The organism is Kitasatospora saccharophila (assembly GCF_039529925.1).
Taxonomy (GTDB): domain Bacteria; phylum Actinomycetota; class Actinomycetes; order Streptomycetales; family Streptomycetaceae; genus Kitasatospora; species Kitasatospora saccharophila.
In genome coordinates, this window is sequence record NZ_BAAANS010000057.1 from 16,568 (window position 1) to 40,089 (window position 23,522).

22 protein-coding genes are annotated in these 23,522 nt (G+C 72.8%); 18 read left to right on the forward strand and 4 right to left on the reverse strand.

Annotated elements, in window-relative coordinates; all coding sequences use genetic code 11:
* Positions 1 to 208: 208 nt before the first annotated feature.
* Together ABD345_RS31515 and ABD345_RS31520 are read right to left on the reverse strand one after the other, a co-directional pair.
* Positions 209 to 505 carry a helix-turn-helix domain-containing protein gene (locus tag ABD345_RS31515; protein WP_344557120.1) on the reverse strand — a complete coding sequence of 99 codons (297 nt, stop codon included), beginning with the start codon at positions 503 to 505 and terminating at the stop codon, positions 209 to 211.
* Positions 506 to 669: 164 nt separating this feature from the next.
* Positions 670 to 2,145: a DHA2 family efflux MFS transporter permease subunit gene (locus ABD345_RS31520; protein ID WP_344557121.1), complete on the reverse strand. Its 1,476-nt coding sequence runs from the start codon at positions 2,143 to 2,145 to the stop codon at positions 670 to 672.
* Between the two features lie 233 nt (positions 2,146 to 2,378).
* Between ABD345_RS31520 and ABD345_RS31525 the strand changes: the two genes are divergently transcribed.
* From ABD345_RS31525 to ABD345_RS31585, 13 genes are all read left to right on the forward strand, one after another.
* Positions 2,379 to 2,750, forward strand: coding sequence for a MarR family winged helix-turn-helix transcriptional regulator (locus tag ABD345_RS31525; RefSeq protein WP_344557122.1), 372 nt, complete (start codon positions 2,379 to 2,381; stop codon positions 2,748 to 2,750).
* Positions 2,751 to 3,195: 445 nt separating this feature from the next.
* The gene (locus tag ABD345_RS31530) at positions 3,196 to 4,878 is read left to right on the forward strand and encodes an AMP-binding protein (RefSeq protein WP_344557123.1); all 1,683 of its coding nucleotides are present in this window, start codon (positions 3,196 to 3,198) and stop codon (positions 4,876 to 4,878) included.
* Positions 4,879 to 4,977: 99 nt separating this feature from the next.
* The gene (locus tag ABD345_RS31535; RefSeq protein WP_344557124.1) at positions 4,978 to 5,982 is read left to right on the forward strand and encodes a ribonucleotide-diphosphate reductase subunit beta; all 1,005 of its coding nucleotides are present in this window, start codon (positions 4,978 to 4,980) and stop codon (positions 5,980 to 5,982) included.
* A 44-nt stretch (positions 5,983 to 6,026) separates the two neighbouring features.
* Entirely contained in the window at positions 6,027 to 6,287 is a 261-nt protein-coding gene (locus ABD345_RS31540; RefSeq protein WP_344557126.1) for an acyl carrier protein, read from the forward strand.
* 62 nt (positions 6,288 to 6,349) lie between these two features.
* Positions 6,350 to 7,039, forward strand: coding sequence for an SGNH/GDSL hydrolase family protein (locus tag ABD345_RS31545; protein ID WP_344557128.1), 690 nt, complete (start codon positions 6,350 to 6,352; stop codon positions 7,037 to 7,039).
* Complete coding sequence (locus tag ABD345_RS31550) at positions 7,036 to 8,655, forward strand: GMC family oxidoreductase (protein ID WP_344557130.1); 1,620 nt, start codon at positions 7,036 to 7,038, stop codon at positions 8,653 to 8,655. Before ABD345_RS31545 ends, ABD345_RS31550 begins: the two co-directional genes overlap by 4 nt.
* Positions 8,656 to 8,683: 28 nt before the next feature.
* Complete coding sequence (locus tag ABD345_RS31555; protein WP_344557132.1) at positions 8,684 to 9,049, forward strand: hypothetical protein; 366 nt, start codon at positions 8,684 to 8,686, stop codon at positions 9,047 to 9,049.
* A 42-nt stretch (positions 9,050 to 9,091) separates the two neighbouring features.
* Positions 9,092 to 10,348: an acyl-CoA dehydrogenase family protein gene (locus tag ABD345_RS31560; RefSeq protein ID WP_344557134.1), complete on the forward strand. Its 1,257-nt coding sequence runs from the start codon at positions 9,092 to 9,094 to the stop codon at positions 10,346 to 10,348.
* A gap of 16 nt (positions 10,349 to 10,364) precedes the next feature.
* The gene (locus ABD345_RS31565) at positions 10,365 to 11,279 is read left to right on the forward strand and encodes a hypothetical protein (RefSeq protein WP_344557136.1); all 915 of its coding nucleotides are present in this window, start codon (positions 10,365 to 10,367) and stop codon (positions 11,277 to 11,279) included.
* Positions 11,276 to 12,118: a HesA/MoeB/ThiF family protein gene (locus tag ABD345_RS31570; RefSeq protein ID WP_344557138.1), complete on the forward strand. Its 843-nt coding sequence runs from the start codon at positions 11,276 to 11,278 to the stop codon at positions 12,116 to 12,118. Before ABD345_RS31565 ends, ABD345_RS31570 begins: the two co-directional genes overlap by 4 nt.
* Entirely contained in the window at positions 12,115 to 13,026 is a 912-nt protein-coding gene (locus ABD345_RS31575; RefSeq protein ID WP_344557139.1) for an AurF N-oxygenase family protein, read from the forward strand. The genes ABD345_RS31570 and ABD345_RS31575 overlap by 4 nt, the downstream gene beginning before the upstream one ends.
* A gap of 1 nt (position 13,027) precedes the next feature.
* Positions 13,028 to 13,432 carry a DUF4873 domain-containing protein gene (locus ABD345_RS31580; RefSeq protein WP_344557140.1) on the forward strand — a complete coding sequence of 135 codons (405 nt, stop codon included), beginning with the start codon at positions 13,028 to 13,030 and terminating at the stop codon, positions 13,430 to 13,432.
* 29 nt (positions 13,433 to 13,461) lie between these two features.
* A complete protein-coding gene (locus ABD345_RS31585; protein ID WP_344557142.1) occupies positions 13,462 to 14,229 on the forward strand; it encodes a dienelactone hydrolase family protein in 768 nt (255 codons plus the stop codon).
* Between the two features lie 69 nt (positions 14,230 to 14,298).
* On the opposite strand, the gene ileS is transcribed toward ABD345_RS31585, so the two are convergent.
* Positions 14,299 to 17,430 carry an isoleucine--tRNA ligase gene (gene ileS / locus ABD345_RS31590; protein WP_344557146.1) on the reverse strand — a complete coding sequence of 1,044 codons (3,132 nt, stop codon included), beginning with the start codon at positions 17,428 to 17,430 and terminating at the stop codon, positions 14,299 to 14,301.
* A 582-nt stretch (positions 17,431 to 18,012) separates the two neighbouring features.
* On the opposite strand from ileS, the gene ABD345_RS31595 reads away from it, so the two are divergent.
* The 3 genes from ABD345_RS31595 to ABD345_RS31605 all read left to right on the forward strand — a co-directional run bounded on the left by ABD345_RS31595 (position 18,013) and on the right by ABD345_RS31605 (position 20,370).
* Positions 18,013 to 18,516: a TraR/DksA family transcriptional regulator gene (locus ABD345_RS31595; protein WP_344557148.1), complete on the forward strand. Its 504-nt coding sequence runs from the start codon at positions 18,013 to 18,015 to the stop codon at positions 18,514 to 18,516.
* A gap of 220 nt (positions 18,517 to 18,736) precedes the next feature.
* On the forward strand, positions 18,737 to 19,378 hold the full coding sequence (gene lspA / locus ABD345_RS31600) for a signal peptidase II (RefSeq protein ID WP_344557150.1): 642 nt from the start codon (positions 18,737 to 18,739) through the stop codon (positions 19,376 to 19,378).
* 125 nt (positions 19,379 to 19,503) lie between these two features.
* The gene (locus tag ABD345_RS31605; RefSeq protein ID WP_344557152.1) at positions 19,504 to 20,370 is read left to right on the forward strand and encodes a DUF3592 domain-containing protein; all 867 of its coding nucleotides are present in this window, start codon (positions 19,504 to 19,506) and stop codon (positions 20,368 to 20,370) included.
* Between the two features lie 3 nt (positions 20,371 to 20,373).
* Here the strand turns inward: ABD345_RS31605 and ABD345_RS31610 are convergent, their stop codons facing one another.
* Complete coding sequence (locus ABD345_RS31610) at positions 20,374 to 21,891, reverse strand: FMN-binding glutamate synthase family protein (protein ID WP_344557154.1); 1,518 nt, start codon at positions 21,889 to 21,891, stop codon at positions 20,374 to 20,376.
* A gap of 214 nt (positions 21,892 to 22,105) precedes the next feature.
* Here ABD345_RS31610 and ABD345_RS31615 point away from each other — a divergent pair, with 214 nt between their 5' ends.
* On the forward strand, positions 22,106 to 23,044 hold the full coding sequence (locus ABD345_RS31615) for an RluA family pseudouridine synthase (protein WP_344557156.1): 939 nt from the start codon (positions 22,106 to 22,108) through the stop codon (positions 23,042 to 23,044).
* Between the two features lies 1 nt (position 23,045).
* Positions 23,046 to 23,507 carry a GNAT family N-acetyltransferase gene (locus ABD345_RS31620; protein WP_344557158.1) on the forward strand — a complete coding sequence of 154 codons (462 nt, stop codon included), beginning with the start codon at positions 23,046 to 23,048 and terminating at the stop codon, positions 23,505 to 23,507.
* Positions 23,508 to 23,522 lie beyond the last annotated feature (15 nt).

Here is a 23,522-nt window from a genome sequence, read left to right on the forward strand (position 1 = left end):
AGGGCGCCCCCACGTGACTCCGGTCACGGCGGGGGCGCCCTCGTCATGTGCGGGGGGCGCCGGGTTCGGCGGGCTCAGTCCGGGTAGCAGGTCACGGCCGTCTGCGGGCGGCCCTGTCGGACCAGGGCCAGCTTCCGGTTGTACGTGCGCCGCGGGATGCCGATGAGGGAGCAGAACCTTGAGACGGGCATCTCCGCATCGGTGCGAATCATCTCAAGGTCCGTGAAGGGACCGGGCGCTCGGTGCTGTTCATCCAGGCCCGCAGCTGTACGCGGGCCTCCTGCAACTGGGTCTTCAGGGCGTCGACCTCGGCCTTGAGTTCGGCCTCGCGGGTCCGGGTGCGCTCGGGGCCGTAGGCGCCGGCCAGCCGGTCGCGGCCGCCCTGGATGAACTGCTTCTTCCAGTTGCTGATGCTCTGCTCGGAGAGCCCGTTCTCGCGAGCGGCGGAGGCCATGCTGACATGGCCGGCCAGGATGCTCAGCACGATGCGGAGCTTGTCCTCCACAGGCAGTGCGGGTGGGCGTGCCAATGCTCCCCCTTTCTGAGATTGTCGCTCTGATTCGGGAGTGGTGCACGGGAGTTCCCGGCCCCCGGGGGAGTCCTCCCTCGGGGAAGGCCCCGGCCCACCGTGCTACCGGCGGGCCGGGGCCTGACCTTCCGGGGGCGGGGTCACGCCCCGGCGGCGCCGGCGGTGCTGTGGGATCCGTCCGCGCTCTTGGCGGCCTCCTGGGCCTGGGGCGGGACGGGCGCCGGAGCGGGGTCGGGCAGGGTGAACGCGGCGATGGCGGCGACCACGGTGGCCACGGTGCAGGCGATGTAGACGGCGTGGAAGGCGTCGACGCCCGGGCGGTCGTACGAGGCGAAGATCGCTGCGAGGCCCGCGGTGCCGAGCGCGCCACCGACCTGACGGGAGGTCAGGTTCATGCCGATGCCGGCCGCGAAGCGGTTCGGCGGCAGCGAGGTAGCGGCGATCGAGGAGATCGCGGTGGCCGCGAAGCCGAGGCCGCCGCCGCCCAGGAGACCGGACGGCACCCAGGCCGACCAGAACTTGGGCTCGGTGTCGAAGAAGAAGCTGCTGGCCTGCATCGCGGTGCAGCCGGCGAACATCAGCAGACCGAGGATCACCAGCCAGCGGTGCTTGGTGCCGTCACTGATCCGGCCGGCCACGGTGGAGGTGACCATCGAGGCGAAGGCGCCGACGCTCAGCGCGCCCGCGGCCTGCATGATGCTCCAGTGCCAGACCTGGGTGGCCCAGAGCGGTCCGGCCAGCAGCCAGGCGAACATCGAGACGCCGAAGATCGAGGCGACCACGTTGGTCCGGGCGAAGCGGGTGCTCTTCCACAGGCCGGTGTCGATGGCCGGGGCCTCGTGCTTCTGCGAGCGCAGCAGCGCGACCAGGCAGAGCGCGAGGCCGCAGATCAGCAGGCCGAGGGTGCGGGCGTCGGTCCAGCCCCAGTTCTCGCCCTCGGTCAGGGCGGCGACCACGAAGCCGATGCCGACCGCGAGGGAGACCGTGCCGATCAGGTCGGGGAGCTTGCTGCCGGCCGGCGGCAGGTGCTTGGGCAGGCCGCGCAGGCCGCCGAGCAGGAGCAGCAGGCCGATGGGGCCGTTGATGTAGAACACCGAGCGCCAGCTCAGGTGGTCGACCAGCAGACCGCCGATGACCGGGCCGATCACCGCGGAGAAGCCGGACGCCGCCGACCAGGCGCCGATCGCCTTCATCAGCTGGGGCAGCGGGGTGGCCGCCATGATCAGGCCGAGCGCGGCGGGGATCATGCCGGCGGCCATCGCGCCCTGCACGAAGCGGCCGATGATCAGGGTGGCGGCGTTGGGCGCGGCACCGCAGACCAGCGAGGCGATGGTGAAGCCGACGAGGGAGCCGAGGAAGACCTTGGCGCGGCCGACGGTGTCGGCGAGTCGGCCGACCGGAGTGAGCAGGGCCGCGAACATGACGGCGTATCCGCTGACGACCCAGGTCAGGTTGGCCATCGTGGTGCTCGGGTAGGCCTTGATGATCTCCGGGAACGCGATGTTCACCACCGAGAGATCCAGGAAGGCCATGAACGAGGCGCCTGAGCAGAGGAGCAGGACCAGGCCGGGGTTGACCGCGGCCTGACCCCCCGTCCGCTGAGAAGAGTCCGACATTGCGGATCTACCTTCCTAAGGGCAGGGCGGAGCCCTTGCCGGGGATGGAATGACGCGTGCTGAATCCGGGCCCGCCAGGTAGGATAGGCAGGGTCCTGACGTTTCAAAGACTGCAGGAACGTAAGGTTCCTGTCAATCCGGTTCTCGGTGAGGTGGCCATGGGGAACGCTGTATCCGGGGCGGAAGAGGCTCACCTTTGCCTGAGCTTCCTGGTCCGGCAGGCGTGGTTGAGCATGCGCTCGACGGTCGAGGAGGTGCTCGTCGAGCACCGGCTCTCGGTGCCGCAGTACGCGGCACTGCTGGTACTGGAGGAACAGCCGGGCGTGTCGCTGTCCGATCTGGCGCGCACGGTCGCCTCCACTCGCCAGTCGGCCACCGAGCTGATCGCCGGCATGGAGCGGGACGGACTGGTCGAGCGCCGCAAGCACCCGACCAACGGCCGGACCCACCAGGTGTTCCTGACCGAGCAGGGGCGCACCCTGCTGGAGGTCGCGCGGCCCGCCGTCTGGGCGTGCGAGCGCGGGCTGGAGCAGGGGATGACGGAGGGTCAGCAGGAGGCCGCCCGCACCTGGTTGGCGCACATGGTGGAGGCCGGCAACAGCTGACCCGACCCGCCGGGCGTGATCGCGCCCGGTACGAAGAGCCCGTCCGAGGCCCGGCGGCCGGCCCCCCATCGGGGCCCCGCGGTGGCGGAGGGCGGGCTCGAAGTGTTCCGGGGCCGCGCCGCTGACCTCGGCCGTCCCCGCGGACCCCGGGCCCCGGGTCCGCCCGCCGCCTCCGCCCGCCGCCTCCGCGCGGCCGGCCCGCGCGCCGCCGGCCGCGGATCGCGGGGGCCGCTCCCCACCGGCGTCCGGGGCCCCAACTTTGCCGCTCGGGTGGTTGGGCCATCTTGCCTCGCCCGGGGGTGGGAACTGCGCAGGTGAAAGCATGTTCGATGATCCCCAAGCTTGGGTGGGGCAATAGTTTGCTATTGACTGCTAGTTGTCACCCCAGTAGGTTTCTGCTGCGGCACTTGAACAGTTCATGGAGAAATTCGGGGGAGTTTTCCAAATGCGCGTTCTGGATTGGGCCGATAATCCCTCGGCCGACCGTGGTATCCACTTCTTTCAGAATGACCAGGGCTGGATTTTCCGGCCGTACTCCGAGCTGGCCGGACAGGCCGCCGCAGTGGCGGCCCTCCTCATCGAAGAGGGCGCCGCGCCGGGTGACGTGGTGTCGCTGCTGATCAGCGAGGTGGAGGATTTCGTCCCCGCCTTCCTCGGTGTGATGATGGCGGGGCTGACGCCCTCGCCGATCGCCTCACCGGTCACCTTCCAGGGTGTCGGGCAGTACGCCGTGCACGTCGCCGAGTTGGTCAAGACGGCCGGATCGGCGCTGCTGCTGGCCGATGCGGACCTCGTCGAGGTCGCCGCGCAGGCGGCGCTCGCCGCCGGCCGCGGCCGGGCGGTGGCACTGCCGCCGCTCGCCTCGCTGCCCGCGGCCGAGGTGCTGCGCCGGGCCGAGCCGGAGCTCGCGCTCCTGCAGTTCACCTCCGGTTCCAGCGGCGTTCCGAAGGGCGTGAAAGTCTCGCCGGAGAACCTCGCGGAAAACGTCGCGGCGATTCACGGCTGGCTCGGGATCACTCCGGAGGACTCTGTTTCCTCCTGGTTGCCGATGTATCACGACATGGGTCTCGTCGGAACATTCCTCGGCTCCGTGGTGGCCCAGATCGACCTCTGGCTGCTGACTCCGCTGGAATTCATCCGCTCGCCGCTGCGCTGGCTCGAAACGCACGGTTCATACGGCGCAACAGTCACCACGGCGCCCAACTTTGGCTACGCCTACACGGCCCGGCGGGTCCGTCCGGAGCAGCTGTCCGGAATGGACTTCTCCCGGTGGCGGGTCGCCATGAACGGAGCGGAACGAATTGTTCCGCGGGCGGCCGCCGACTTCGCCGCACTGCTCGGTCCGCAGGGGTTCCGCCCCGAGGTCTTCGCGCCCTGCTACGGCCTGGCCGAGTCCACGCTCGCCGTCACCGGGGTCCGTCCCGGTAGCGGCGCCCGCGCCGTCCGCCTCACCGGCGGCCTGCGCATCGGCGCCCCGGTCACCGTCACCGAGCAGGGCGTCCTCGGCACCGCACTGGAGGAGGACGGGCCCGCCTGGCTCACCAGTTGCGGCGCCCCGGTGCCCGGTGCCACCGTCGAGATCGTCGACGAGGACGGCGGCGCGCTACCCGACGGCGCGTTCGGCGAGATCCGGGTCCGCGGTGCCTCGGTGGCCCTCGGCTACCAGTCGCTGCAGACCGGGGCCTCCGCCAACTTCACGGCGGACGGCCTGCGCACCGGTGACTCCGGCTTCCTGCTCGACGGCGAGCTGTACGTGGTCGGCCGGGTCGGCGACAGCCTCAAGGTCCGCGGCCGCAAGGTGCACGCCGAGGACGTCGAGGCCGCCCTCACCGCCGTGCCCGGCATCCCGGTCGGCCGCTGCGCGGTCGCCCTCGGCGCCGGCGAGGACTCGCTCCACGCCGTCGTCCTGATCGAAGCGGCCGGCGACCAGTGGCTGGAGCCCGCCACCGCCGTCCTGCGCTCGGCCACCGACGAGACCGTCAAGGCCACCGTCCTCCGGGTGCAGCGCGGTGGCATCCCGCGCACCTCCAGCGGCAAGCCGCGTCGGCGGCTGATCTGGCGCCAGTACCAGGACGGCGAGCTCGTCGGCGACCTGCTGCACGGCGAACTCCCCACGGCCGTCGCCTGATTCCCCGCGCCGTCGAGGCGCGTTCCACACGCCACGCGTGCTTTCACCGCCCCTTTGCCCGTCACACCACTCCGTGAGTAATGACCCAGAGAGGCCATCATGTCCGTTCTGACCCTGGGCGATGCCGGTTTCGTCCCGGACATCACCGACGAGGCTCCCGAAGAGACCCCTGCCGAGCGCAGCGGCCGCCTCGCCACCTCCGCCGACCTGTACCGCCGCTGGGAGCGCCAGCAGTGGAGCGTCGCCGAGGTCGCCCCGCGCCGCGACGCCGAGACCTGGCGCGCCCTGCGGCCCTTCTCGAAGGAGCAGCTCCTCGGCTCGCTCGCCGAACTGGAGGTCGGCGAGGTCTGCGTCACCCAGACCCTCGGCTCGCTCACCGACCACCCGCAGACCGAGGACGACCGCATCTACCTGTGCACCCAGATGGCCGACGAGGCCCGGCACGTGCGGTTCTTCCAGACCTACATCCAGGACGCCTGCGGCGTGCCGCTGCACGAGCAGGAAGGCCGCGAGCTGGAGGCCGCCGCCGACTACGCCAACGTCTTCGCCCCCGAACTCACCAAGGTCACCGGCGAGGTGCGGACCGACGGCTCGCCCGAAGCCTGGTACCGCGCGCTGGTCTACTACCACCTGATCACCGAGGGCGTGCTCGCCGCCACGGCGCTGCGCACCACCCGCTTCCTCGCCAAGCGGCTGAACCTCACCGCGCTGGACGAGGGCCTGACCAACGTCACCCGGGACGAGTCCCGGCACGTCTCCTTCGGGCTGCGGGCCGCCACCGACGGCGTCACGGCCGGCTACCGCCAGGTCATCACCGACGCCCACTTCGAGGCCGTCGACATGGCCGCCTGGGTGCTGATCGGCCCGGCCCGGCACAATCCGGCGCCGGCCATCCCGGTCGCGCTGCAGGGCCGCGCCGCCCAGCTCCAGGGCAGCGTCGACATCGGCCGCGAGCGGCTGCTCAAGCAGCTGCGGATCATCGGCCTGCCCGAGCTGACCGAGCGGGCCGACCAGGCCTGGACCGCCGGCATCGACAAGGCGCTCGACGCCTACCAGGAGCGCTGGGACGCGCCGCACCCGATCCGGGCCGCCGCCAGCGCCTGACCACCCGTCAACCCTTCGCAACCCGGAAGAGAGTGCCAAACATCATGAGCGAGACCATCGGCGCACAGGTCCGCAAGCTCGTCGGAGAGATGAGCCCGCTCGGCGCCCGGACCGCGCAGTCCGACGACCGGCTGGTCGAGGACCTCGGCTACGACTCCCTCGCCGTCATCGAGCTGTCCCTGCAGCTGGAGGCCACCTTCGCCCTGCAGCCCATGGCCCAGGGCACGGCCGTCGACATCACCACCGTCGGCGGCATCGAGCGCCTGGTCGAGGAGGCCCTCGGCGCCCCCGCCGACGCCGCCTGACCCACTGCCGCGCGTCCCCGGTGCCCGCAGAGCCGAAGGAACTCCAAGGAAGGGGAGTCGACATGACGAATGACCGTTCGATCGAGGAAGCGGACCCGTACTGCCTGAGCGACGAGGCCGCCGGCAGACTGCTCTCGGGCACCGGATGGCGACGCTTCGCCGTGATGGGCGACAGCTTCGCGGCGGGCGTCGGCGGCCCCTGCGCCGGCTACGCGGACGTCTCCTGGCCCGAGCGGGTCGCCACCGCGCTGCGCGGCGGCGCGCCCGACCTCGCCTACCTCAACACCGGCGTGGTCGGGCTGCGCACCCGCGAGGTCCGCGAGACCCAGCTGGAACGGGTCCTGGAGTTCCGCCCCGACCTGGTCAACGTCGCCGCCGGCGGCAACGACCTGTTCTCCCCGTCCCCCGACCTGGACGCGGCCGAGGAGAACCTGGAGGCCGTCTACGCCGCCCTCACCGGGCAGGGCGCGCACGTCTTCGCCTTCACGGTGTGCGACGTCTTCGAGGCGTTCCCCGAGTTCGCCGAGCTCCGGCTCCTGGTGTCCCGGCTCAACGACCGGATCCGCGCCGTGGCCGCCCGGCACGGCGCCACCCTGGTCGAGATGTGGGACCACCCGGTGCGCACCTCGCCCACCCTGATGAGCGCCGACGGCATGCACTTCTCCATGGAGGGCCACGCCGTGCTGGCCGGCGAGATCATCCGCGCCCTGGCCGAGTCCCGGCAGCCCGTCACCGCGGGGAGGCCGGCATGACCACCGCCGACTACGTGGTCGTCGGCGCCGGTTCGGCCGGCTGCGTGCTGGCCGACCGGCTCAGCGCCGACGGGTCCACCGTGGTGCTGATCGAGGCCGGCGGGCCCGACCGGGCCGCCGAGATCAGCATCCCGGCCGCGTTCCCCAAGCTGTTCGGCAGCGCCTTCGACTGGGCGTACAGCACCACCGAACAGCCCGGCCTCGACGGCCGCCGGATCTTCTTCCCGCGCGGCCGCACCCTCGGCGGGTCCTCCTCGCTGAACGCCCAGATCTGGACCCGCGGCCACCGCGCCGACTTCGACGGCTGGGCCGCCGCGGGGGCCACCGGCTGGGGCTGGGACCGCGTCCTGCCCTACTACCAGCGGGCCGAGGGCCGGGTCGGCGAGAGCGGCCGGGACGGCTACGGCACCGAGGGGCCGATCCCCGTCGACGACCTGCGCGACCCCAGCCCGGCCACCGCCGCCTTCCTCGCCGCCTGCGCCGGGGCCGGGTACCCGGCGGTCGGCGACGGCGAGACCAGCGCCCGCCCGGGCGTCGGACCGGTCCGGGTCACCCAGCGCAACGGCCGCCGCTGGAGCGCCGCCGACGCCTACCTGCGCCCCGCGCAGCAGCGCCCGCAGCTCACCGTGGTCACCGGCGCCCTGGTGCGCCGGGTGCTGCTGGAGGGCCGCCGGGCGGTCGGCGTCGAGGTCAGCGGCCCCGACGGCGTCCAGCAGATCACCGCCCGCCGCGAGGTGGTGCTCAGCGCCGGCGCCGTCGGCAGCCCCCAGCTGCTGCAGCTGTCCGGCATCGGCGACCCGGCCGAGCTCGACCGGCTCGGCATCCCGGTCGAGGTCGCGCTGCCCGCCGTCGGGAAGAACCTCAGCGACCACCTGTACGTGCCGCTCGCCATGAGCGCCCGCCAGGAGATCTCGCCGGGGCTGGACCAGCACGCCGAACAGGCCCTGGAGTACTTCCGGCACCGCCGCGGCCCGCTGAGCTCCAACCTCGCCGAGGCCCTGGTCTTCCTCGCCACCGAGGAAGGGCTGCCCGGACCGGACGTCGAACTCGTCTGGATGCTGGTGCCGTTCCTCGACAGCGGCCGCGGCGAGGCGCAGAACGGCGTCACCCTCGGCGTCGTGCTGCTGCAGCCGGAGGGCCGCGGCAGCGTCCGGCTGCAGTCCGCGGACCCGGCCGTCGCGCCGCTGATCGACCCGGGCTTCCTCGCCGACGCCGACGGCCGCGACCTCGCCACCACCATCGCCGGCGTCAAGGCCGCCCGGCAGCTGCTCGCCCGGCCCGAACTCGACCACGTGGTCGGCCAGCCGCTGCTGGCGGGCCTGCACGAGGCCGATGACCGGGGCCTGGCCGAGCTGGTCCGCCGGCACGCCGAAACCCTCTACCACCCGGTGGGCAGCTGCCGGATGGGTGCGGACGAAACGTCCGTGGTCGACCCGGAACTCCGGGTGCGTGGTACCACCGGCCTCCGGGTCGTCGATGCCTCCGTCATGCCGGTGGTACCACGCGGCCACACCCACGCGCCCACCGTGATGCTCGCCGAGCGGGCCGCCGACCTGATCCGCGGCCTGCCCGAGCCGCCGGCCGTTCGGGGCCGCGCCCTGGCCGGTCGCGCCTGACCACCCACTCCCAGACCGAAGGAAGGCCATGACCGCCAACGCCACCCTGCTCCAGCAGACCCTCACCGCGCTGCTGGACGACGCCGAGCTGACCGCCATCCTCAAGGAGCGCGGCCTGTCCCTGCTGTTCGTCCAGCGCGACCCGGAGACCGTCGCGCTGCTCTCCGGCGACGGTGTCACCTTCGACGAGTTCCCGCAGGACGGCGCCACCCTGCGCTTCGAGCTCAGCGGCGACACCCTCCACAAGCTGCTCACCGGGCAGCTGAGCCTGCCGCGCGCCGCCGCCGCCCGACTGCTGACCGTCAAGGGCCCGGTCACCCGACTCCGCCAGCTCGGCGACGTGCTGCCCCGGGTCGGCGCCGCGTACGCCGCAGTCGCCCGCCAGGCGGCCTGACCGACCCCCTTCTTCGAACACTGACGATTGCGAGTGCTTTCCGTGACCACCGCCTTCGAGCTCAAGAACCCGGCAACCCTTTCCGATCTCGGCGCCCTCAGCGCCGCCGCGATGCCCTCGTTCTTCCAGCTCCCGCCCGACGTCGAGCAACTGCGCGACGAGGCACGCGAGTTCGCCGAGACCGTGGTCAAGCCGCGGCGCCTGGCCAATGACCTCGCCCCGCACGACGAATTCGACTGGGAGATCGTCCGCAAGGGCCACGAGCTGGGCCTGCTGCGGCTCACCATCCCGAAGGAGCTCGGCGGCCGCGGCGTCGGCACGCTCGGCGTCGCCGTCGTGCTGGAGGAGCTGGCCGCGGTCTGCGCCTCCACCGCGCTGATCTTCGGCGCCTCGCTGCTCGGCCAGACCAGCGTGCTGACCTCCGGCGACCCGCACCTGCAGGCCCGCTTCCTGCCCCAGTTCCTCGGTGACGAGCCGGTGCTGGCCTGCAACGCGATCACCGAGGAGGTGGCCGGCTGCGACCTGCTCATCCCGGACAACTCCCCGGTCGCCCAGGAGGTGATGACCGCCCGCCGGGACGGCGACGAGTACGTCCTCAACGGCATCAAGCGGTTCATCACCAACGGCAAGGTCGCCGAGTGGGCCACCGTCTTCGCCAACCTGGAGGGCCACCCGGGCGCCGACGGCCTGACCGCCTTCATCGTGCCGCTGGACACCCCCGGCGTCACCCGCGGCCCGGTCGCCGACAAGATGGGCTACCGCGCCTGCCTCGGCACCACGCTGCTCTTCGAGGACGTCCGGGTGCCGGTCGAGAACATCGCCTTCGGCGAGGGCGGCGGCTGGGGCTTCCTCACCATGCAGTCCAACCAGGCCCGCTCCACCGTCGCCGCCATCTCGGTCGGCGTCGCCCGCGGCGCCTTCGAGATCGCCCACCGCTACGCCGGCGAGCGCGTCCAGGGCGGGCTGCCGCTCTACCAGCACCAGTTCACGGCCCGGAAGCTGGCCGAGATGACCGCCAAGATCGACGCGGCCCGGCTGCTCTACCTGCAGGCCGCCTACCAGGCCGACAACATGCTCCCCGCCCCGACCTACGGCCCCGCCGTCGCGAAGCTGTTCGCCGACCGGATCGCCATCGAGGTCGCCGAGGAGTCGATGTCCATCCTCGGCGCCCGCGGCTACTGCCGGGACTACGACGTCGAGAAGTTCGTCCGCGAGTCCTTCGGCGCGCGGATCTACGAGGGCACCCCCGAGGTGCTCGCCCTGGCCGTCACCAACGCGCTCTACGGCCACCGGGCCTGACCTCCGAGGAGTGACGATGAACGGGACGCAGACCGCGGTTCAAGACCGGTTCGTCGCCGACGTGCGGGCTGTCCACGACCGGATGAACCTGCGCGGCCTCGCCGCCGCAGTCCGTCCCGACGACCTGCTCTACCTGGCCCGCCGCCAGGACGGCCTGGTCGTCCTGGCGGCCCGCCACCAGGGCATCCCGCACCGCTACCTGCTGGGCATCTACGGGTTCCGGCTCGCCCAGTACCTGCGGCTGGGCTTCGCCAGCGAGGAACTCGCCTACCGGCGGGCGCTGTTCACGGAGCCGCACGGCGGGACGGCCGCCAACGAGGTGCACGTCCTCGCCATGGACGAGCGCAGCGGTGCGATCCTGCGCTACGTCTCGCTCGTCGGCGCCCCCGACGGCGCCCCGCAGGACCCGCGGGACGCGGCCCGTCCGCCGTTCCCGTGCGAGCAGGCCCACCGGGTCAACCTGTTCGACCACGTCGAGTTCGACGAGCCGGTCGCCACCAGGGAGATCTGGGAGGTCAAGCGGCTGGTCCACCGCACCCCGCAGGCCGGCGACGACGGCGCCACCAGGCTGCGGGTCACCCTGGAACTGATGCTCGGCTTCTACACCGCACTCGGCCGCATCCGTCCGGCCGTCAAGGTCCTGGTCGGGGACGGCGAGGAGGGCGTGGCCATCCAGCGCACCCTGCGCAGCCTGCGCGAGATCACCGTGCTGGAGGGCACCACCCCCTCGCTGCCCGACGACGACCTGATGTTCCCGCTCTACACCGCGCGCGAGGTGGTCAAGGCGTTCGCCGCCCGCGCCCCACAGGGAGCCGAACTCGACCGGCTCACCGACCGGTTGACCGAGGCACTGGCCCACGAGGACCTGCTGCACGGCTTCCGGTCGATGGTCGGCTCGGTCGGCGGACAACTCAGAAGGGTCGCGATATGACCGAGACGGCAGCTGGCGCCCGCGCCCTCACCGCCGACGACTACTACGCCGAACTCACGGTCCGCAACCGGGGGTTGATCCCCGAGTCGGCGCAACTCGCGCTCGGCAAGGCCCGGGTGCTGATCGCCGGCTGCGGCTCCACCGGCGGCGCCGCGGTCGAACCGCTGGTCCGGCTCGGGGTGCAGGACTTCGTGCTCGCCGAGCCCGGCGAGTACGAGCTCAACAACCTCAACCGCCAGCACGCCCGGCTGGACGACCTCGGCCGGAACAAGGCCGACCGGGCCGCCGGGACGATCCGCGAGGTCAACCCGCACGCCCGGGCCCGGGTGTACGGCACCGGCGTCCAGGACGACAACGTGCGGGAGCTGCTGGACGGCGTGGACGTGGTCATCGACGGCGTCGACGTCACCACGCTGGCCGGCTGGCGCGCCAAGTTCCTGCTGCACCGGGAGGCCGCCCGCCGGGGCGTCCCGGTGGTCTCCGGCTACGACATGTCGGGCACCCAGTTCGTCCGGTACTACGACTACCGGGTCGACCCCGCGCCGCTGGCCGGCCGGGTCACCGAGGAGCACCTCGGCGCCGAGCGGGTCTGGGACCTGCTGCTGCGGATCATCCCCCGCGAGCTGGTCCCCGAGGACCTGGTCCAGGACATCCGGGCCAACGGCGCCGACACCGAGTACAGCATCCCGCAACTCGTCTACACCTCACACCTGTTCGGCGTCCTGGCGGCCCGGTACACGGTGGCGGTGCTGGCCGGCTGGCCGGTGGCCGCCGAAGTCACCGTCGACGTCCACGGGCTCGTCGCGACCGGAACGGCCCCCAAGGAGGAGGAACGATGACCGACCTGATGGAGAAGACCGACCCGCTGGCCCGGCAGACGAAGAAGGCCGCCCAGCTGCTCGTCGCCTCGGCCCGGCACTCCTACGACCCGATGGTCGACATCGACTGGGAGGCCCCCCTGGAGGAGGGCAAGTGGTTCCTGGCCGAGAAGCGCTGCTCGCTGTACGGCACCGAGCTGTGGGACACCCTCAGCCTGGAGCAGAAGATCCTGGTCAGCCGTGAGGAGCTGGCCTCCTCGGTGGCCATGGGCGTGTGGACCGAGCACATCCTGCTGCACCTGGTCTCCCGCTACGTCTACAAGCGCGACGTCTCCACCCCGCAGGTCCAGTTCGCGCTGACCGAGGTGGCCGACGAGGTCCGGCACATGATCATGTTCGCCAAGCTGGTCGAGAAGATCGGCAGCGAGATCTACCCGACGCCGGAGAAGACCCTCAAGAGCGGCCTGGTCCTCAAGACCTTCGCGCCGGTGCCCGCGCTGTGGGCGCTGATCCTGCTCACCGAGGAGTTCTTCGACCGCTTCCAGCGCGAGCAGGCCAACGACGAGACCCTCCAGCCGGTGGTGCGCAGCGTCGCCCGGATCCACGTCGTCGAGGAGGCCCGGCACATCAGCTTCGCCCGCACCGAGCTGGAGCGCTTCGTGCCGACCCTGTCCAGCTTCAAGCTGGACCTGCTGCGCAAGTTCCTGGCGAACGTGGTCAAGAGCATGCGCGAGGGCCGCTACAACCCGCTGATCTACCAGCGGGCCGGCCTGGACCCGAAGGTCGCCATCGCCCAGGCCAAGGCCAGCCCGTACGCCAAGGAGAACGCCGCGTACGGCGCCGAGCGGATCGCCGCGTACTACAAGAAGATCGGCCTGATCGGCGGCTCCTCCGAGAAGGTCTGGCGCGAGGCGGGGTGGATCTCCTGACATGACGGCGCTGACGGTGCACAGTAGTCGTGACGGTCACGACGCGTACGGGGACGATGACGACGCGTACGACGAGGACGCCCACGACGGGGACGCGCACGACGAGGACGGGTACATGGGGGCAGCGGTCCTGGAGATCGACGGGCGCAGCCTGCCGGTCCGGGGCAGGCTGGCGGGCTACTTCCAGCCGCTGGACGGCCGCTACCACTGGTACGGGCGGCTCCAGGCCGACGCCGAGCTGGCCGAGCTGGTCGGCTCGGGCCGCGCGGACGCCGTCCTGCGGACCCCGCACGGGCAGGCCACCGGCACGCTCGGCGACCCGGACCTCTGGCAGCGCTACCGGATCGAGGGCGTCGGTCGGCCGCCGTTCCCCGTCCCGGTGAGCGTCGTGCACCGGATCGACTGAAACCTGCTGCAACGACCCTGGAGCCCGACATGTGTTTCGACCCCGACTCCGCCCCGCCCGTGGAGCACGGTCCCGGCGAGGTCGCCTCGGCCGAGCTGCTCGCCCTGCGTTCCGCCGACGGCACCGAGTTCGCCGCCTTCCGCGCGGTGGGCGAGGCCCCGACCGGCGTCGGCGTGGTGGTCCTCCCCGACGTCCGCGGACTGTACGGCTTCTACCGCGAGCTCGGCCTGCGGTTCGCCGAGCACGGGCACACCGCGCTGGTGGTCGACTACTACGGTCGGACCGCCGGGGTCGACCAGCGCGCGGAGGACTTCCCGTACCAGGAGCACATGCGGCGGCTCACGCCGCGCCAGCTCCACGAGGACCTCAGCGCCGCGATCGCCCACCTCCGCTCGCCGGAGGGCGGCAACTGCCGGGCCGTGTTCACGATCGGCTTCTGCATCGGCGGCCGCCTCGCGGTCCTCGCCTCCATCCGGGACCGCGAGCTGGCCGGCACCATCGGCTACTACTGCTGGCCCGCTCCCGGCCCCGACGGCGCCCCCGGCCCCACCGGCCGCGCCGCGGAGCTCGGGGCCCCGGTGCTCGCCCTGATGGCGGGCGACGACCCGGGGATCCCGCCGCAGCACGTGAAGGAGTTCGAGGAGGCCCTCGCGGCGGCGGGGGTCGACCACGAGGTGGTCACCTACGAAGGCGCGCCGCACAGCTTCTTCGACGTGAAGCAGGGCGACTTCCTCGACGCCTCGGTGGACTCGTGGAACCGCGTGCTGGCCTTCGTCGACCGGGTGGCCGGCCGCTGACGGAGGGACGGGGGGACCGCGCGACCGCTGTGCCGGTCGCGCGGTCCCCCCGTTTCCGGCCCCCGGCCGTCACGCCTTGCGGAGGGTGAACTCCAGGGCGAGGTCCTCGGCGCTGAAGCGCGGGGCGTCGGGGTCGGTGATGGTCAGGCCGATCGTCTCGGCCAGCACCTCGGCGGCGATCAGCGACTGGTGCTCGGTGAGGCCCTCCAGGGTGTCCTGGTCGGTGCTGGCGAGCTGGAGGTGGATCCGGTCGGTGATCTCCAGACCGGAGTTCTTCCGGGCCTCCTGGACCTGCCGGACCGCGTCGCGGGCCACGCCGAGGCGCTTCAGCTCCGGGGTGATCGTCAGGTCGAGGGCGACGGTGGCACCTGACTCGTTGGCGACGGCCCAGCCCTCGCGCGGGGTCTCGGTGATGACCACCTCCTCGGGGGAGAGGGCGACCGTCTCGCCGTTCAGCTCGACCGAGGTGGTGCCGGTGGCGCGCAGCTCGGCGGAGAGCTTCGCGGCGTCGGCGGCGGCCACCGCCTTGGCGACGTCCTGGACGCCCTTGCCGAAACGCTTGCCCAGCGCCCGGAAGTTGGCCTTGGCGGAGGTGTCGACCAGCGAGCCGCCCACCCCGGCGAGGGACTCCAGCTCCAGGACGTTGAGCTCCTCGGAGATCTGCGCCCGCAGGTCGGCGGGGAGCTCCTCCCAGCCCTGGGCGGCGATCAGCGCGCGCAGCAGCGGCTGGCGGTTCTTGACGCCGCTGCCGGCCCGGGTGGCGCGGCCGAGCTCGACCAGGCGGCGCACCAGCGCCACCTGCTTGGCCAGTTCGGGGTCGACCAGGCTCTCGTCGGCGACCGGCCAGCTGCTCAGGTGGACGGAGACCGGGGCGTCCGGGGTGACCGGGACGACCAGGTCCTGCCAGACCCGCTCGGTGATGAACGGGGTGAGCGGGGCCATCAGCCGGGTGACGGTCTCCAGCGCCTCGTGCAGGGTGGCCAGCGCGGCGGCGTCGCCCCGCCAGAAGCGGCGGCGGCCGCGGCGGACGTACCAGTTGGACAGGTCGTCGACGAAGCCGGACAGCAGCTTGCCGGCCCGCTGGGTGTCGTACGCCTCGTAGGCGGCGTCCACCTCGCGCACCAGGGTGTGCAGTTCGGACAGCACCCAGCGGTCGAGCACCGGGCGGTCGGCCGGGGCCGGGTCGTTCGCGGAGGGGGCCCACTCGGCGATCCGGGCGTACACGGCCTGGAAGGAGACGGTGCTCCAGTAGGTGAGGAGGGTCTTGCGGACCACCTCCTGGATGGTGCCGTGGCCGACCCGGCGGGCCGACCAGGGCGAGCCGCCGGCGGCCATGAACCAGCGCACCGCGTCGGCGCCGTGCTCGTCCATCAGCGGGATCGGCTGCAGGATGTTGCCCAGGTGCTTGGACATCTTGCGGCCGTCCTCGGCCAGGATGTGGCCCAGGCAGACGACGTTCTCGTACGAGTTCTTGTCGAACACCAGGGTGCCGACCGCCATCAGCGTGTAGAACCAGCCGCGGGTCTGGTCGATCGCCTCGGAGATGAACTGCGCCGGGTAGCGCCGCTCGAACAGCTCCTTGTTGCGGTACGGGTAGCCGTACTGCGCGAACGGCATCGAGCCCGAGTCGTACCAGGCGTCGATCACCTCGGGCACCCGGACCGCGGTGGTGGAGCACTGCGGGCAGGGGAAGGTGACCTCGTCGATGTACGGGCGGTGCGGGTCCAGGCCGGACTGGTCGGTGCCGGTCAGCTCGGAGAGCTGGGCGAGCGAGCCGACGCAGGTCAGGTGGTCGTCCGCGCAGCGCCAGATCGGCAGCGGGGTGCCCCAGTAGCGGTTGCGGGACAGCGCCCAGTCGATGTTGTTGTTCAGCCAGTCGCCGAAGCGGCCGTGCTTGACCGTCTCCGGGTACCAGTTGGTGGCCTCGTTCTCGCGGATCATCGCGTCCTTGACGGCGGTGGTCCGGATGTACCAGGACGGCTGCGCGTAGTAGAGCAGCGCGGTGTGGCAGCGCCAGCAGTGCGGGTAGCTGTGCTCGTACGGGAGGTGGCGGAACAGCAGGCCGCGGGCCTGCAGGTCGGCGACCAGGGTCTCGTCGGCCTTCTTGAAGAACACCCCGCCGACCAGCGGCACGTCGGGCGCGAAGGTGCCGTCGGTCTCCACCGGGTTGACCACCGGCAGGCCGTAGCGGCGGCAGGTCGCGAGGTCGTCGGCGCCGAACGCGGGCGACTGGTGGACGATGCCGGTGCCGTCCTCGGTGGTGACGTAGTCGGCGGTCAGCACGTAGTGCGCGTCCGGGATCTCTACCAGGTCGAACGGCCGCCGGTAGGCCCAGCGCTCCATCTCGGCGCCGGTGAAGGACTCGCCGGTGGCCTCCCAGCCCTCGCCGAGGGCCTTGGCCAGCAGCGGCTCGGCGACCACCAGGCGCTCGTCGCCGTCGGTGGCGACCACGTAGGTCACCCCGGGGTGGACGGCGGCGGCGGTGTTGGAGACCAGCGTCCACGGGGTGGTGGTCCACACCAGCAGCGCGGCGGTGCCGGCCAGCGGGCCGGAGGTCAGCGGGAAGCGGACGAACACCGAGGGGTCGACCACGGTCTCGTAGCCCTGGGCCAGCTCGTGGTCGGAGAGGCCGGTGCCGCAGCGCGGGCACCAGGGGGCGACCCGGTGGTCCTGGACCAGCAGGCCCTTGTCGAAGATCTGCTGCAGCGACCACCAGACCGACTCGATGTAGGACGGGTCCATGGTGCGGTACGCCTGGTCGAGGTCGACCCAGTAGCCCATCCGCTCGGTCAGCTCGGCGAAGGCGTCGGTGTGCCGGGTCACCGAGTCGCGGCACTTGGCGTTGAACTCGGCGATGCCGTACTTCTCGATGTCCGGCTTGCCGGAGAAGCCCAGCTCCTTCTCCACCGCGAGCTCGACCGGCAGGCCGTGGCAGTCCCAGCCGGCCTTGCGGGCCACGTGGTAGCCCTTCATCGTGCGGTAGCGCGGGAAGACGTCCTTGAAGACCCGGGCCTCGATGTGGTGCGCGCCCGGCATGCCGTTCGCGGTGGGCGGACCCTCGTAGAACACCCACTCGGGGCGGCCCTCGGACTGCTCCAGGCTGCGCTGGAAGACCCGCTCCTCCTGCCAGAACGACAGGATCCGGTGTTCGAGCGCGGGCAGGCTCACCTGCGGGGGAACGGCGTTGTACGTGGGCGACATGGGGCGTCTACCTCCGGCGGATGCGTGGACTGGCTCCGACGGAGGGACGAGACGGCGAGCCGCCCCGCGGTACCACCCTCCTTGACCGCGCGCGCTGCGGCCCTCTCTTTGGGTTTGCGGCCGGTTCTACTGGGCCCCGGAGGGGGCCGTTCTTCCGGCGGCTCCGGGGTGATCTTCCCGCCGCGCACACCCCCGGGCTCACACCGCCCCCGGGTCGCTGCTGGCTGCGTACGTCGGTACTCGTCCCATCTGCGCCTTGCAGGGCCCAGTGTATCGGCCCCCGCAAGCCGTTTCGCGCACCCGCGAGCCGGGGGCCGGGTGGTTAGCCGGGGGCGATCTGGGCACAACCTGTGCAGCGCCGACCCGGCGGCGGCTGCGCGGGTGGGAATCGGGAAGGTGCTTCGGTATGTCCCGTTGTGGGCCGATTCGATGAGGTTTATCGTTCCGGGACCGGCAAGATCGTCGGGAACCGACGCTTCTGATCATTCGTGAATGAGGTCGAAAGCCATGGCTGAGAAGGCGACAGGAACCGTGACCAAGAGGTCGCGCGAGGCCGTGGCCGGCGACCCAGGGGAGGGGACCGTGAGTACTGCGCGGCGAAAGACCGGCACCACCGGACACACCGCGGCGAGCAGCCGCAACCACGTGCCGGCGGGCAGCGGAGCCCGCGGCGGCGCCGAGGCGGTGGACCCGGCCGAGCTGCCGGTCCGCCCCGGGGAGGACCCGTGGACGGCCGAGGAGGTCGCCGAACTGCACGACGAACTGGCCGCCGACATCGTTCGGCTGCGCGCCGAGATCGAAGCCTCCGAGGCCGCCATCGCCGGCCTGATGCGGGACTCCAACGACGGCGCGGGCGACGACCAGGTCGACGCCGGCACCAAGAACATCAACCGGGAGAGCGAGCTCTCGCTCGCCAACAACGCCCGCGACAGCCTCGCCCAGACCGAGCGCGCGCTGGCCCGGCTGGAGGGCACCGGCTTCGGCCTGTGCGAGTCCTGCGGCCAGCCCGTGGGCAAGGCCCGCCTCCAGGCGTTCCCGCGCGCCACCCTCTGCGTCAGCTGCAAGGCCAAGCAGGAACGCCGCTGAGAACGGATGCCGGTCGGCCGGCGCCCGCGGCCCGGGCAATCTCCCGGCCGCGGCGGCCAACGGGGCGGGCGGTGCCGTACCCTCGTCCCCAAGCACGTCGACCGGCATTCCACCCGGCGCATTCCACACGGCAGCGGAGCGGATCATCAGCACGCCAGGTTCCCACCAGACCCAGGACGACGCCGTCCCCACCGCCCGGCCCACCGGGGAGGACGAGCCGGTGAGCCGGTCGGAGTCCGCGCCGGAGCAGCCGGAGCAGCCGGAGCAGCCGGAGGGCGCCGGCGCGACCGCAGCCGAGGGCGCCCGCGTGGTGGTGCGCCGCCGCCGGATCAGCCTGCTGCTGGCCGTCGCGGTGCTCGCCTACCTGATCGACCTCGGCTCCAAGCTGCTGGTGGTCGCCAAGCTGGAGGGCCGCAGCGAGCCGATCGAGGTGATCGGCGACTGGATGACCTTCCAGGTGATCCGCAACGCCGGTGCCGCGTTCGGCATGGGACAGGCCATGACGCTGCTGTTCACCGCGATCGCGGCCGGCGTCATCGTGGTGATCTGGCGGATCGCCCGCCGCCTGTACAGCCTCCCCTGGGCGATCGCGCTGGGCCTGCTGCTCGGCGGCGCGCTCGGCAACCTCACCGACCGGCTGTTCCGCGCCCCCTCGGTGCTGCGCGGGCACGTGGTCGACTTCATCTCGGTCCAGCACTTCGCGGTCTTCAACCTCGCCGACTCGGCGATCGTCTGCGGCGGCATCCTGGTCGTCCTGCTCTCCTTCCGCGGCTCCAACCCGGACGGCACCACGCACGGCGGGCCGGCCCCCAAGGCGGAGCAGAAGGCCGCGGCGGAGACCGGGGAGAGCGGCGAGGGCTGAGCGCTCCGCCTCCCGCAGTCGTACGGGTGCCCGCCGGACTCCAGGTCCGGCGGGCACCCGCGTGTCAGGGGCGCCCCGGCGGGCACAGTGCCGACAAGGACGGGACGGCGGGCCGGGGAGGGCGCGTGGGGTGGGACGGGTTCCTGCTGCTGTGGAGCGGGGCGTGGGGCGCGGTGGCGCTGGTCGGCGCCGCGCGCTCGCTGGCCGGGGTGACGAAGGCGCAGCGGACGGTGCGGCTGGCCGGGCGGATCGAGCGGGTCGGGGAGGTGCGGCACGGCGCCTCGCGGATCGGCGGCATCCCGGTGACCGTCGCCTGGCGGGACCCGGACACCGGCCGGGAGGTCGTCGTCCAGGGGGACGACGGGCGCGGCGAGACGCTCACCGCGGCCTGGGCGGGCCGGGAGATCGGGGTCAGCCACCCCGGGGGCCGGCCCGACGAGCACCGGTTCGCCAACGCCCCCGAGCCGCCCTCGCGCGGGCTGGCGGGCCCGGCCGGCGCGCTGTTCGCCGGGTACGCGGGCCTGGTGGCGCTGGCCGCGATCCGCTGGGCCTGGCCGTGGGCGCTGGTCGGCGGCGCGGGCCCGTGGGCGCTGTCCGGGCTGCTGTACCTGCCGGGGACCGTCCGGGACCGGCGGGGCAAGCGGGCGCGGCTGGCCGCGATGGACGCGGTGCCGGGGCGGATCGTCGCCGTGTTCCGGGACGTCCGGGTCGACGAGGACGACGGCTCGACGATCACCACCCTCACCCCCGTCGTCGCGTTCACCACCCGCGACGGGACCGCCGTCACCGCGCACTGCACCGCGCACCTCGCCGACCCGGGCCGGGCGCGCGGGCGCGAGGTGACGGTGCACCACACGCCGGCGGACCCGGCCGAGTTCACCCTGGACCCGGCGGCGGACCGCCGCTCCTGGGGGTGGGACGTCGCGGTGCACGCCGCCGCCGTGCTGGTGCTGGCGGCGACGGCGGTGGTCGGCGTGGCGCTGCTGGGGTGATGCTCAGGCGGTGAGCAGCCGGGTGGCCTCCTCGGCCAGCTCCGGGCCGAGTCGGCCCCAGCCGTCCTTGTAGCCGTAGACCGCGGCCAGTGTGCGGGCCTCGTAGTCGCCGTTCAGCACCTCGATGTCGTCCGGGGTGATCAGCGCGGGGTGGGCGACGCCGACGGCCGAGGAGACCTTGAGCAGCTCCCGGCGCAGGGTGCGCAGGTAGTGCGCGGCCCGGGTGGCCTTCGAGGCCGGGTCGACGCCGCGGGCCAGCCACGGGTTCTGGGTGGCGATGCCGGTCGGGCAGCGGTCGGTGTGGCACTTCTGGGCCTGGATGCAGCCGATCGACAGCATCGCCTCGCGGGCCACGTTGACCATGTCGGCGCCCAGCGCGAAGGCCACCGCGGCGTTCTCGGGCAGGCCGAGCTTGCCGGAGCCGATGAAGGTCAGCCGGTCGGTCAGGCCCACCTCGGCGAAGGTGCCGTAGACCCGGGAGAAGCCCATCCGGAACGGCAGCGACACCGAGTCGGCGAACATCCGCGGCGCCGCGCCGGTGCCGCCCTCGCCGCCGTCGACGGTCACGAAGTCCACGCCGCGGTCGCCGCGGGCCATCATCGAGGCGAGCTCCCGCCAGAAGCCCAGTTCGCCCACCGCGCTCTTGATCCCGACCGGCAGGCCGGTCTCGGCGGCCAGCAGCTCGACGAAGTCCAGCATCGAGTCGGTGTCGCCGAAGGCGCTGTGCCGGGACGGCGAGGCGCAGTCCTTCCCGGCCGGGATACCGCGGATCTCCGCGATCTCCGGGGTGACCTTCGCGCCCGGCAGCATGCCGCCCAGGCCCGGCTTGGCGCCCTGGGAGAGCTTGATCTCGATCGCCCGGACCGGGGCGGAGGCCACCACCTCCCGGAGCCTGGCCAGGTCGAAGTTCCCGTGCTCGTCGCGGCACCCGAAGTAGGAGGTGCCCAGCTGCAGCACCAGGTCGCCGCCGCCCTCGCGGTGGTACGGGGACAGGCCGCCCTCGCCGGTGTTGTGCAGCGCCCCGGCCTGCGCGGCGCCCTCGTTCAGGGCGGCGATCGCGGCGCCGGAGAGCGAGCCGAAGCTCATCGCGGAGACGTTGACCACGCTGCCCGGCCGGAACGCCCGCGCGCGCCCGCGCGGGCCGCCCAGCACCTTCGCCGAGGGCAGCGGGGCGGCCGGGTCGTGCAGGTCGGGCAGCGGGCCGGCGAAGGTGCGCTGCTTCAGGTAGGCGTGGCCCTGGACGTGCGCGACGTCGACCTCGGTGCCGAAGCCGAAGTAGTTGTTCTCCTCCTTGGCGGAGGCGTAGATCCAGCTGCGCTGGTCCCGGCTGAACGGGCGCTCCTCCTCGTTGGAGGTCACGATGTACTGCCGCAGCTCCGGGCCGATCCGCTCCAGCAGGTAGCGGGCGTGCCCGGCCACCGGGAAGTTGCGCAGCAGCGCGTGCCGCTTCTGCAGCAGGTCGCGGGCCGCGAGCGCGGCCACCGCGGCCGCGGCGGCGGTGCCTATCGTGCGGGCCTTCATGGGTCCGTCCCCCCTCGCTGCGGCCCCGTCGCCGTCGACCGGGCCGTCTGTGGTGGTGCGGCTCCGATGCTAGGCGGTGCCCGCGGCGGCCCGGGGACGGGGTGCGGGCGGGCCCCGGGGCGGGGCGCGCGGGCTTCCGGACGGGGTGCGGACGGTGGCCGGGGCGGGCCCCGGTGGGGCGGGGGGCCGGTGCGGGTCGGGCATACTCGGGTGGGTGAGTATCGCAGCGCAGACCCGTAGCCTCCCCGTACCCGACGGCCTGGAGGGCGAGCGGCTGGACGCCGCCCTGGCCCGGATGTTCGGGTTCTCCCGCACCAAGGCCGCCGAACTCGCCGCCGAGGGCAAGGTCTCCCTGGACGGCGCGGTCGCCGGGAAGTCGGACCGGGTCACCGCCGGCTCCTGGCTGGAGGTCGAGATCCCGGCCCCCGCGGCGCCGGTGCAGGTCGTCGCCGAGGCGGTCGAGGGCATGCGGATCATCCACGACGACGACCACGTCGTCGTCATCGACAAGCCGGTCGGCGTGGCCGCGCACCCCAGCCCCGGCTGGACCGGCCCGACCGTGATCGGCGGTCTGGCCGCCGCCGGGTACCGGATCTCCACCTCCGGCGCGGCCGAGCGCCAGGGCGTCGTGCACCGGCTGGACGTCGGCACCTCCGGGATCATGGTGGTCGCCAAGTCCGAGCGGGCCTACACCGACCTGAAGCGGCAGTTCCACGACCGGGTCACCGAGAAGAAGTACAACGCGCTGGTCCAGGGCCACCCCGACCCGCTGTCCGGCACCGTGGACGCGCCGATCGGCCGCCACCCCAGCAGCGACTGGAAGTGGGCCGTCACCCGCGACGGCAAGCCCTCCGTCACGCACTACGACCTGATCGAGGCGTACCGGGCCGCGTCCCTGCTCGACATCAAGCTGGAGACCGGCCGCACCCACCAGATCCGGGTGCACATGTCCGCGCTGCGGCACCCCTGCGTCGGCGACCTCACCTACGGCGCCGACCCGACGCTGGCCAAGCGGCTGGGCCTGACCCGGCAGTGGCTGCACGCCGTCTCGCTCGGCTTCGAGCACCCGGAGGACGGGCGCTGGGTGGAGTTCACCTCCGCCTACCCCGAGGACCTGCAGCACGCACTGGACGTCATCGCGAAGGAGAGCTGAGATGGGGGCTTCGATCCGGGTGGTCGAAGGGGACGCGGACATGGCGCTGGCGCGCGGCGTCCGGCACGAGGTGTTCGTGGTCGAGCAGCACGTGCCGCCGGAGCTGGAGTACGACGAGTACGACGAGACCTCCGCGCACCTGCTGGCCGTCGGGCCGGACGGGGCGGCGCTGGGCACCGCCCGGCTGATCTCCGGCGCCGAGGCGCTGGCGATGACCGGCGGCACCGAGGGCCGGGTGCTGCTCGGCCGGCTCGCCGTGGTCGCCGCCGCCCGCGGGACCGGTCTCGGCGCGCGACTGGTGCGCGCCGTCGAGGAGTTGGGCCGCGAGCGGGGCGCCCGCGAGGTGGAGCTGCACGCGCAGGTGCAGGCGCTCGGCTTCTACGAGCGGCTCGGGTACGCGGCCGAGGGGCCGGTGTACGACGACGCCGGGATCCCGCACCGGACGATGACGCGGGTGCTGTAGCGGCAGGACGGCCCT